Origin of the sequence: Methanoculleus sp. UBA303, from assembly GCA_002501655.1 — an archaeon.
Lineage (GTDB): Archaea > Halobacteriota > Methanomicrobia > Methanomicrobiales > Methanoculleaceae > Methanoculleus.
The window spans coordinates 23,997-34,054 of sequence record DANY01000018.1; the positions used below are offsets into that span (position 1 = coordinate 23,997).

Annotated in this window: 13 protein-coding genes and 1 pseudogene; 4 read left to right on the forward strand and 10 right to left on the reverse strand. The window is 65.0% G+C overall.

All coding sequences use genetic code 11. From position 1 onward, the window contains the following. Window positions 1-24 precede the first annotated feature (24 nt). A complete protein-coding gene (locus BP846_RS03930; RefSeq protein ID WP_349680753.1) occupies window positions 25-255 on the forward strand; it encodes a type II toxin-antitoxin system RelE family toxin in 231 nt (76 codons plus the stop codon). On the opposite strand, the gene BP846_RS03935 is transcribed toward BP846_RS03930, so the two are convergent. The 4 genes from BP846_RS03935 to BP846_RS03950 form a co-directional block, all read right to left on the reverse strand. After that, a complete protein-coding gene (locus BP846_RS03935; RefSeq protein ID WP_292392749.1) occupies window positions 227-1,381 on the reverse strand; it encodes an RNA-guided endonuclease InsQ/TnpB family protein in 1,155 nt (384 codons plus the stop codon). The two genes, BP846_RS03930 and BP846_RS03935, sit on opposite strands and share 29 nt — an antisense overlap. A gap of 421 nt (window positions 1,382-1,802) precedes the next feature. Next, window positions 1,803-2,951 (reverse strand): CPBP family intramembrane glutamic endopeptidase, encoded by a 1,149-nt coding sequence (locus tag BP846_RS03940; protein WP_292392750.1) that lies wholly within the window; start codon window positions 2,949-2,951, stop codon window positions 1,803-1,805. A gap of 84 nt (window positions 2,952-3,035) precedes the next feature. Further along, entirely contained in the window at window positions 3,036-4,247 is a 1,212-nt protein-coding gene (locus BP846_RS03945) for an MFS transporter (protein WP_292392751.1), read from the reverse strand. Between the two features lie 95 nt (window positions 4,248-4,342). Next, on the reverse strand, window positions 4,343-5,191 hold the full coding sequence (locus BP846_RS03950) for an aldo/keto reductase (RefSeq protein WP_292392752.1): 849 nt from the start codon (window positions 5,189-5,191) through the stop codon (window positions 4,343-4,345). A gap of 85 nt (window positions 5,192-5,276) precedes the next feature. On the opposite strand from BP846_RS03950, the gene BP846_RS03955 reads away from it, so the two are divergent. Continuing rightward, window positions 5,277-5,630: a VOC family protein gene (locus tag BP846_RS03955; protein ID WP_292392753.1), complete on the forward strand. Its 354-nt coding sequence runs from the start codon at window positions 5,277-5,279 to the stop codon at window positions 5,628-5,630. A gap of 66 nt (window positions 5,631-5,696) precedes the next feature. On the opposite strand, the gene BP846_RS03960 is transcribed toward BP846_RS03955, so the two are convergent. Continuing rightward, window positions 5,697-6,536 (reverse strand): cache domain-containing protein, encoded by an 840-nt coding sequence (locus BP846_RS03960; protein WP_292392754.1) that lies wholly within the window; start codon window positions 6,534-6,536, stop codon window positions 5,697-5,699. A 111-nt stretch (window positions 6,537-6,647) separates the two neighbouring features. Next, window positions 6,648-7,364: a small multi-drug export protein gene (locus BP846_RS03965; RefSeq protein ID WP_292392755.1), complete on the reverse strand. Its 717-nt coding sequence runs from the start codon at window positions 7,362-7,364 to the stop codon at window positions 6,648-6,650. 114 nt (window positions 7,365-7,478) lie between these two features. Here BP846_RS03965 and BP846_RS03970 point away from each other — a divergent pair, with 114 nt between their 5' ends. Beyond that, window positions 7,479-7,748 (forward strand): hypothetical protein, encoded by a 270-nt coding sequence (locus BP846_RS03970; protein ID WP_292392756.1) that lies wholly within the window; start codon window positions 7,479-7,481, stop codon window positions 7,746-7,748. Here the strand turns inward: BP846_RS03970 and BP846_RS03975 are convergent. The 3 genes from BP846_RS03975 to BP846_RS03985 are packed head-to-tail and all read right to left on the reverse strand — an operon-like array spanning window position 7,723 to window position 8,997. After that, complete coding sequence (locus tag BP846_RS03975) at window positions 7,723-8,088, reverse strand: hypothetical protein (RefSeq protein WP_292392757.1); 366 nt, start codon at window positions 8,086-8,088, stop codon at window positions 7,723-7,725. The two genes, BP846_RS03970 and BP846_RS03975, sit on opposite strands and share 26 nt — an antisense overlap. A gap of 34 nt (window positions 8,089-8,122) precedes the next feature. Then, window positions 8,123-8,674 (reverse strand): hypothetical protein, encoded by a 552-nt coding sequence (locus tag BP846_RS03980; protein WP_292392758.1) that lies wholly within the window; start codon window positions 8,672-8,674, stop codon window positions 8,123-8,125. Further along, entirely contained in the window at window positions 8,671-8,997 is a 327-nt protein-coding gene (locus BP846_RS03985; protein ID WP_292392759.1) for a hypothetical protein, read from the reverse strand. Before BP846_RS03985 ends, BP846_RS03980 begins: the two co-directional genes overlap by 4 nt. A gap of 119 nt (window positions 8,998-9,116) precedes the next feature. On the opposite strand from BP846_RS03985, the gene BP846_RS03990 reads away from it, so the two are divergent. Then, on the forward strand, window positions 9,117-9,665 hold the full coding sequence (locus BP846_RS03990) for a diacylglycerol/polyprenol kinase family protein (protein ID WP_292392760.1): 549 nt from the start codon (window positions 9,117-9,119) through the stop codon (window positions 9,663-9,665). Between the two features lie 96 nt (window positions 9,666-9,761). On the opposite strand, the pseudogene BP846_RS03995 reads toward BP846_RS03990, so the two are convergent. Then, window positions 9,762-10,058, reverse strand: a pseudogene (locus BP846_RS03995) (RNA-guided endonuclease TnpB family protein); the annotation flags it as partial.

Below are 10,058 nucleotides of genomic sequence, written 5' to 3' on the forward strand. Positions count from 1 at the left end.
GCGGTGGTGCGGAACCTCACGAAGATGCCGGCGAGTGTCGGAACCCGGATCCTTGACGAGGTGGAGACCCTCGCTCAGGAGCCAGACCCCGCCCGGCACGTGAAGAAATTGAAAGGGGGAGGTCGGAACACCTTTTATTCGCTCCGGGTCGGGAGATATCGTGTTATTTTGAACATCTATGACGATATGCTTCTGATTATTGTAGTGGAATTGACACTCTCCCGGGCTAAAGCCTGGAGATTCTTGCTTCGTTGACCGGAACTTGCACCACCAGGATTGGTGGTGTAGTGGTTCTGATCTCCACAAGCGTAGATTCGGGTGTGCCCCACCCTACGGCTGCTCGTTTGAGGATGTTTTGTGCGGCGTTCAGATCTCGCAGGACAGTGTAGCCGCAGACCGGGCAGGAATGGGTTCGCTGCGCGAGATCCTTCTTTTCGCGGTGCCCGCAGAGGAAACAGTCCTGGGTCGTGTAGGCCGGATCGACCAGATGCACATACGTACCAGCATTCGCAGCTTTGTAGCGTATGAACTCCCGGGCCTTGTACCACGCGGCATCGAGAATAGATCTGGATCTGCCGCGGAGTTTCGCGTCCAGCGACTCAACCATCGGCCTGATGTTCAGGTGTTCCAGGGCGATGTGATCGTATCGATCAACATAGTATCGGCTCCACTTGTGCAGGAAGTCGTTCCTCCGGTTCTCGACCTGCTCGTGGATCCGGGCAACCCTGACCCGCTGCTTGCGGCGGTTCCTGCTCCCGAGCACCTTCTTCGACATCCTCCGCTGAGCACGCCGGAGCCGCTTCGCAGACTTCCTGACGTTGTGCGGGTGCTCGAAGACCACTCCATCAGTATCGGTGGAGAAGTTCTCCAGGTTCAGGTCGATCCCGACTGCCCGGGTACCGGTCGTCGGTTTGGGCGTGTCCGGGGTCTCGGAGATGATCGCCACGAACCATTTGTGAGCAGGCGTGTGCTTGATCACGATCTGTTTGATCCGTCCGGGCACCGGGCGGCTGAGTTCGATCCGCAGCTCTCCGATCTTGCTCAACCGGAGGCGGTTGCCCGTGAGCTTGAACCCGGTCGAATCAAATTCCATCGAGTGAACCCACTTCTTCCGGAGCTTGCCGACCTTTCTCCCCTTCGCTTTCATCGCTCTCAGGGCTCGGAGGCTGGAGACGATCCGGTGGACCACTTTCTGCAGAACATGGCTCTGCACCTCTTTCAGTTCCGGGTGCTGTTTCTTGAGTTCCGGTAAAAGAGAGTCCCGAAAGACGTTGTTGTCGAGACAGTGGTTCCGTACAAAGGTGCATCTCGCAAACCCGGTGAACAGCCGCTGTTCAACGGGGTGAGAGGGGTATGCACGGTAACGGGTGACGTGTCGCATTGCTTGAACCAATAGAGGGGTTTTGGCTCAGCAACCAATACGATATGCCGTGCGGGGGGATTCGTGAACGGACCAAGGGGCGCAATTCTCCCCACGGCTCAAGCCCGGGGCTTGCTTGCGCCCCTTGAAACCCGGTTTTCTGTCAGTCACCGGTCGAAGGTCTACCGGAAGCACTGACCTTGAGCGGGGCGGGGCACCTACTGGGCCCTCCGCCCCGACCTCCACCGGCGATCGCACGTTCGGACCCTCTCCACTGGTAGTCTCCCGGGAACACCTGCAAACTCGCGGCCTCTGGAATGCCCGACCCTGAAACTGTGCCGTGCGGGGTGAACATGTAGTACCCCTCCGGGGGGCAATTCCTCCCCCGCTTGCGCAGGGGGCCTCCTTGCTCCGGCAGGTGAGAGCGCTCGTCCCACCCGCCTCAGAACGATACCCCGACCATGAGCATGGCGAAGAGCACGAGATCGTAGACGGTATGCGTGATCGCCGACGTCGTGGTGTTCGAGTACCTCCGGATGTAGGCGAAGACGAGTCCCGCAAGGAAGACCGATATGAGGCCGTCCCAGCTGTACTGGAACGCGTGGAGCGATGCAAAGAGGAGCGCCGGGAGGAGGATGCCGAACCGGGGCTGGAGCAGGCCGCGGATGCTCACTTCCTCGCCGAAACCCGCCGCGACGGACGCCACGATGATCCCCGGGAGCGTGAGCGATCCTGCAAAGAGCAGGTTGACGGCCTCAGTATCGGTGACAGGGAGGCCGAGGTAGCCCACCAGCGCGGCGAGCACCGGATCGATGACGTGGAATACCGCGACGAGCGCGAGAGCCGCAGCAACGGCGAGAAGAACCCCCCTTCCCGTCGGGCGGACGAGCCCGAGGCGCAGCAGGGTCTCATGAGGCGTCCGCCGGACACATGCCCCGGCGATGAAGAACGAGCCGACAATCGTCCAGAAGAGGGTGTAGGCGTTCAGCGTGACCGTGTCCGCGAGGAGGTCCCCGGACGCGAGCAGGAGGTCGAGGAACGGCGGCGAGAGGAAGGGCGGACCCCCCGTCACCAGGAGCGGCACCGGGGGTATGAGGATCATGGCAAGGATGACCACGAGCGCAACGGTATGGAGGAACGAGTCCGGGTCGAACGGGAGGTAGCGGGCGAGCCACACCCGGAATTTGCGGGAGAACCCGATGAGGCTTGCAAGCCCGGCTACAAGAACACCGAGGAGGAGGAGGGCCATCTCCGCAGCCAGGGCAAGGTCGACCGTCTCCGGGTCGAACTGCTCAGCGTCGAGTGCTTCCGGAGGCAGGATTGATAGGAGTCCGAATCCCGCCGCGGCGGCCGCAAGCCCCCCGATGAGGACAAGGAGCCAGATACCGGCAGCCCACCGGAACGCCCGGTGCCGGTCTTCCGCCAGGTAAACGAGCATCGCGAGGACGACAAAGAGCGCCACATCGAGCGCGGCGGCGAGGAACGACCCTGCCTCCCCGCCGACGGTCCCGGATACAGCGACCAGGAAGATGAGGCCGAAGAAGACGATCAGCAGTTCGGGGGTGTGGCGACGGCAGAATTCTAACGACATGATATCATCTTTGCAACAATCTGGAGAAGCGCGGTGCTCTATAGCACCGGGTGAACGAAAAAATTTTCCGCACACGGGGGGTCGTCACCGCCACCCAAGCCTCCCGATGACAGGCCAGCCGAGCACCCCCACAACCGCGAGGGCCGCTGCTTGCAGCAGGAATATCGTCGGCAGCGCCCACCGGCCCGCAAGGACGGCTCCTGCGAACGGCCCGACCGAGAGCCCTACGGAGAAGAATGTGTTGTACATGCCGTAGGCGGCGCCCTGTGAGCCCTGGTCGCGGTAGATGCCGGCCATGATCGGCATCACCGGCACCAGGGCGCAGCTCAGCGTGACCCCCAGGGCGAAGACGGCGACGGCGACGAGCACAAGGGTCGGCGCCTGCATGGCCGCGACGATCGCAACCCCCGAGAGGAGGAGCCCGCCGCCGATGAGGGAGCGGCTGCCCCCGCGCCGGTCGTAGATCCTTCCTGCGGCCGGCTGGGCAACGGCGGCGGCGACCGCCAGCACCGCAAAGACGAGGCCAATAGTCGCCGGGGAGGCCGCGAAGGCGGCGTGCAGGTAGACCGGGAGGTAGGGGTCCACGACGCCGTAGGTCCCGGAGACAGCGACGACCGCCGCCGCACAGGCGGCGAGCGGGAAGAGACTCCCCCGGGGCAGCATCTCCGACCGTCCCCGACCGTCCTCCTGCTTGCAGGTGCGCACCGGGACGGCGAGGACGAGAAGGCCGACGGAGGCCACCAGCACCGCCGGGATGAGAAAGGTCGCGGTGTAGCCCAGGTACTCGAAGAGCAGCCCCCCGACGACCGGCCCGAGGACCGTCCCGAGCCCGACTGCAGAAAGCGATATCCCCATCCTCTCCCCGAGCCTGGCGGGGTCACAGGTATCGGCGAGGAGCGCAAGCCCCGCGGACCAGGTGGCCGCGGCCGATATTCCCTGGACCATCCGGGCGATGATCAGGTGCGTGACCGTGGTCGAGAAGCCGAAGAGGGCCGTCGCGAGAGCAAGGAGGAGCATCCCGGTGACGATGAGGGGCCGGCGCCCCACCCGGTCGGAGAGGAGGCCCATCGGTATGGAGAAGAGGAGGAGCATGGCGGCGTAGATCCCGAAGACGACCCCGATGACCGATTCGTCCACCCCGAGCCGGGGGGCGTACTCGGGGAAGACCGGGATGAGGAGGCCGTAGATCATCATGTCCATGAAGATGACGAGCACGACCAGCACGAGGATGGCGTCGGGCGATGCGGCGATGCGGTTCCGGAGGGTGCAGAACCGGTTCGGTTCCCTGGTTGTCATTGAGGTTCCTCTCTCTGCGGCACATCGTCGGTTCTGGTGCCGCCGTGTCCCTGTATGTTGGCGCCGTCAGCATATATCGGTAACAGGGGAGCGCCTTACAGGGGCCCCCGGTAGTACGCGAGCTCGCGGGCGTAGGGGCGGAACGCCTCGACGAGCGCCTCCGCCTCGGATTCGGTGAGCGGCCCGCTCCGGCCGGCGGCGGCGAGCGCCTGCACCTCCGCGGGCGTCGAGCAGCCGACGATCGCAACGGAGATATCCTGGGCGAGGGCGTACCGGACGAGGGTCTCCGGCGTCACCCCCGCATCGGGGACGAGGTAGTTCGCCCCGCCGAGCACCTTCATCCCGATGACCGCGACCCCCTGCTCCCTCGCGGTTGCGAGCGTCGAGGAGAGGAACCCCCCGAGCGCGCCTTCCACCGGGTTCGCGGGCATCATGACGGCATCGACCGGCCAGTTCTCCACAGCGTGCGAGAGGACGTCCGGGTCGTGGTGCCCGGTCACACCGATATGCCTGACGATGCCCATCTCCTTCGCCTCGATGAACGCTGCGAGGGCGCCGCTCGGCCCCTCGATCTCCCGGATGTCGGGAAAGGTCCGGACGTCGTGGACCTGCCAGAGGTCGAGGGTCTCGATCCCCATCCTCTGGAGGCTCTCCTGGAGGTCCATCTCGGCGTCCGCGTGGAGCCGGCTCGCTGACTTGCTGGCCTGGAATACGGGCGCCCGGAGGTCGGGATGACTCACCCAGACCTCGCCGTAGTAGTCCTCGCTCCCCGCGTAGACCTTTGCCGAGTCGAAGTAGGTGATCCCCTGATTGAGCGCCTCCATGATGACGGCGTTTGCCTCCGCGTGCCGCCCGTACGTCCTGAGAACCCCCTCTCCCCCGAGCCCCACAGGGGTGACCTCCCTGCCGGTCTTCCCGAACATGCGTCTGCCCAGTGCCGTCATGAGCCACCCTATCCCTGCCGGGCTATAAATATCTTCAGCCGGGAGCAGGGAAAACAGTTATGCGCCGCGGCCACCACCGGGGTGCATGGCGACGATAGTCTGGTTCAACATCCCCGCGGGCGAGACCGGGCGGGCGCGGGCGTTCTACGAGGAGGTCTTTGCCTGGATGGCGGAGCCGTTCCCGGGGATGGAGGGTGCCTTTGAGCTCGCGACGGGCGGGATCGGCGGTGAGATACTCCCGCGGGTCCACCCCGGCGAGCCGATAACAGTCTTCATCGGCGTCCCTTCGATCGATGAGTACGCGGCCCGGGTGGAGCGGGCCGGGGGCAGGGTTGTGGTCAAAAAGAGGGCGGTGCCCGGGCGGGGCTACTTTGCCATCTGCGAGGATACGGAGGGGAACCGACTGGGGCTGTGGGAGAGCGCTCAGGCGGCGGGGTGAGGGGCGGAGACGGAAAGCCGGCAATATGACGGGAAACGGGGGTGACCCCCGGATCTCGTCTTCCCTTCACCCCACCTCCCGGATCACCGCCACCCGCCACTCAGCCCCGTGGAGCCCGGCCGTCGTCCAGGCGATCTCCTTTTTCACCGTCTCTCCATCGACCGCAAACCCGTAGGTCGCGGTCCCATAGCGCCCGGCGGCGACCCGGTGGGCAGCATCAAGCAGGTCCGGGTAGTCCGCGTAGAGCGGGCCCTCAAACGTCATCCGCCCGACCTGGGCCGGGTCGGTATCATAAAGTATACGCCCGTCCGTCTGGACGACCATCACCTGGAAGGGAGTGCCGTTTATCGCCGGGCCGGCGACGCCGGCGATCAGAACCTCCGGCCGGAAGACAACGGAGGCAAACCCGGCAAACCGACTCTCGTTCGTAAAGACCGGCGTGCTGATCACTGCCGCCGGGAACCCTTCCGCGACCGTGATCACCTCGCTCATGATCGGCCGCTTCGATGCCAGGATGTGCCGGACGTTGGGCTGGTCCCGGAGATCCGCGCCCTCGGCTCCGTGATACGCCGCCGGTTCGGCGGCGATGAGCGTGCCTCCCGCGTCGGAGACCGTGCAGTCGACGATCGCAGGGTCGGTGCCGCTCAGGTTTAAGAGGATCCCGCGTGCGGCGGCATCGTTGAGACCTGTACGCCCGATCTCTGAAGCCGCGTGGCTCAAGCGGCCGTCAAGCGTCTCGAGCGCCGCGGTGATCCCGGACTGCAACCGGAGCAGGACCGCCGCCGCATCGGCAGCGCTCTCGTCGGCCGGCACCGCCGCCGGCTGGTTCAGCATCGCAAACCCGGCGCCGGCGGCGACCAGCACCGCTACGGCAGCAACGATCCACGGGTACGGCAGAGAACTCATCACATCCCTCTTCAGGGAGAAAAGGAGGGCGAGAGATTTAAGAACTGCGAAATTAACGCCGGGAAGAGAGCCCGCCCGCCGGAAACAAAGAGAGCAGCCGCAGGGGTGTCCTCACCGGGGCGCCCGGCCCCGGAGCCTCTTCTTCCGTATCCGCCATCCCACGACCCCGGCCAGGACGGCGACGACGATCGCGGCCAGAAGACCGATACCGAGCGCCGGATCCCGCTGGTAGACATCCAGGAGCACGTCGGCGCCAAGCGCGATGACGAGGCAGGAGGCAAGCGACCCGACGCAGACACACGAAAAGACCCGGGACTTCTCCAGCCCGAGCAGCCGGCCGAGGATCGACCCGTTCATCGCCCCTGTTCCCTGGAGCGGGAAGAAGATGAAGAGGATGAGCCCGACCGTCGAAAACCGCCTGAGCCAGGGCTGGGTCTCGGTGTAGTTCCGGCCCATCGCCATCCCGCTCTCGAGCAGCCGGCCGACGAGCGGGATCTTCAGCGCCAGGTCGAAGTTCCAGACGACGAAGAGCGAGACGGCCACGTCGAGAAGAAAGATCACAAGCGTGACGAGCCACCAGGGGTAGCCCATCAGGATCGCGATGGGGATGATCGTCTCTTTCCCGGCCGGAGGAACGAAGTAAGCGACGATCAGCCCGGAGAGAATGAGAAACTGCTGGTAGGGCTCGGTCAGGTAGAGCGCCGCAAAGACAGCCGGAATGACGGCAAGCGGGAGGACGAACTTTATCAGGCCGGTGAGGTAGGGGTTTTGATGGATGGATCTCCACCAATCCGACTCGGGGGTATTGGTTGTATGGTCCGCAGTCATGGGTCGAACTCCCGGGTGGGAGATACTCAGTTCAGATTTGGGGTTTCCGGATAAATACGTTGGCAGGAAGGGTTCCAGCAGGTTCATGGTTATGCAGCGTGAGGATAGGTACCAATGGCTCCTGTTCCTGACACCCGGCCGCCGCCCCGCACCCTCCCCGCCGTCGAGAGCGGCACCCGGGAGAGTGCATTATGCACGATTGCAAACGTCGGGACCGCGCTCGAAACTCTCCGTGAGGTGAGAAAGCACGTCCGCGGGGACCACAAGCGCCGCCTCGACGACGTCGCGGTGGTCCTCCGGGTAGTCGCGCTCGAGGCCCAGGCAACCTACGCGATCACCGACGAAGAGGCCCGGACATTCATCCGGAAGTGCCGCACACGATGAGGTCGCCAGGCAGCACGGGCTCCGTGAGAATCCGGGCGAAGCGTCCCCACAGCTGCGCCGGGCCCCCTCCGTCGGCCCCGACGTAGTCCCGGACGAGGCGGTATCCTTCGCTTAAGGCCACCGGGTAGGCCCGGAACTCCTCGATGAACCGGAGGTGGGTCTCCGCCGTCTCCGGAGCGAGGAGCAGGACGTCCCGGAGTCGGGCGTATGCGTCCTCCCGGGATATCGCACCGTTGATGTACTCCCGCGCCACCCGGATGTTCCCCGAGAAGAGCAGGTCCGTGGCCGCGGTGCTGATGGTATCAAGGAGAGCGGCCCCCGCGGGATCGAGTCCGGCCAACGGGAAGAGGACCTCTTCTGCGAACCGCACCCGGTCAGGCCGGGGGAAGGCGATCTCGATGCCGAGGCGGGCGGCACCTTCCCCGGCCGTCGCGAGCGGCGACGCGAGCGGGACGACCGAGTGCTCGATCCAGCCCCGGCCCCGGACCAGAGGCCTCCCGGATCGCCCACATCGTGTGGTGGCCGGGGTAGCCCTCGTGGCAGGCGTAGAGGAGGGCCCGGTCGATGGTAACCGGCCGGTCGGTGCTCACCTCGATGAGGCTCGCCCCACTCCCGAGGTAGCGGTTACAGACCTCCCATGGTTCCCCCGTGACATACCCGACCTCGATCCCCTCTCCCGCCGGGAGCAGCAGGTGCTCCGCGATCCGGCGGTGGCTCTCGGCAAATGCGGCTGCAAAGACCCGATCCAGCCGGTCGGATGGCACAGCGAACGATTCCACGAACGCCCGGTAGCGCCCGGGAAGATCGCCGCTCCCCGGGAGATTGGCGTCGAGCGCCGCGTGCAGTTCCTCGTACCAGACCGGGTCATCATCAGGCGCCGAAACCCCGAAGAGCGCCTCCGCCTCAGCGTCGAAGCTGAGGCTCATCCCCGAGAAGATACCGGCGCGGGCCCGAGCGCCCGGACCATGCCCCGGAGGTAGGCGTGGCGTGTGCGCCCGGCGCCCTCCAGCCGGTCGAGGTCGATCCGGTCCAGGGTGGCGAGGAGGTCGCCGGCGTACCCGGCGATACGGTCCGGCGTGACCGTGACCGTGAGTGCCTCCTCACGCACCGCCGACGGACCGAAGTAAGCGTCCACAAAGGTCGAGTCATGTACCCCGAGCCAGAGCACGCATTTAACATAGAATCGTGCGACAGCATCCATATCCCTGGACCCGGCAGCGTTCTCGCCGGTGTAGGTTGAAGGCTCCATCTATCAACTCTCGGGGAAAACGTGGGTTCCCGGGCTACTTAACCGGCGTGATCTGTATCCGCTCTTCCCCGGCTCCGCCTGCAGAGGGTTTAACCGGTTTGGCACCAACCTCAGGTGCAATGAACGAGTCGCTCCGGCAGGTCGTCCACCTCCTCTTCGGCCTCGGGATCGCGGCGTTTATCCTCCTCTTCGACCGCGACCTCTCCCTCTCCGTCCTCATGCTCGCTCTCTTTGTGGGATTCATCCTCTCCGACGCTGTCTCCCGGGGCTACACCATCCCGGTCGTCTCGGCGGTCATCGCAAACCTCGAGCGGCGTGACGCCGCACCCGGCCGGGGAGCGCTCTTCTTCGCGCTCGGAGCCCTTTTCTGCCTTGTCTTCTTCCCAAAAGAGATCGCCTTCATCGGGCTTGTGGTGCTCTCGCTCCTCGACAGCGTCACCACCCTCGCCGGTGTCCGGTTCGGGAGGACCCGGATCTACAACCACAAATCCCTCGAAGGAACGCTCGCCGGGGTCGCGGTGACGGCAGCCGCCCTCTGTCTCCTCATCCCGCCGCTGGCTGCCCTCGTGACGGTCGCGGTGACGGCAGTCGCCGAACTGGTGAGCCCCGTGGACGACAACCTTGTCATCCCCGTCGTGGCCTGCCTCGCCCTCACGGTGCTGCTCTGAGGCAGCGTTGAACCGGGCGGTTCAATTATTGTATTAAGGATCATCCCCGGATCTTCTGGTATTACAGAGGCGAAGAGCACAGTCAACTACCCCCACCTATCGGAGGGGGTTTGCTGCCGTGGCTCCTTGCGGGGCACAGGGCTGCACTTTCATCTGTGCGAAGGTTGACGGTTCATAGGTTGTCCTTATTCGCACGGGCCGGTTGACGCGGCCCCTACCGATTATCCGTGGCACCACGGAATCACCGGCTACCTTTCGCAAATGGTTCAGAGCGCCGTTGACGTCGGCGTTGATCAGGGTGTCCAGAGCACTCCGGTATAACCCCCGCTGGATCCGCCGCGTCGTGCCGTAGGGCGGCTTCGCGATCGGGTCGAGGTTGAGCGCATCGACCTG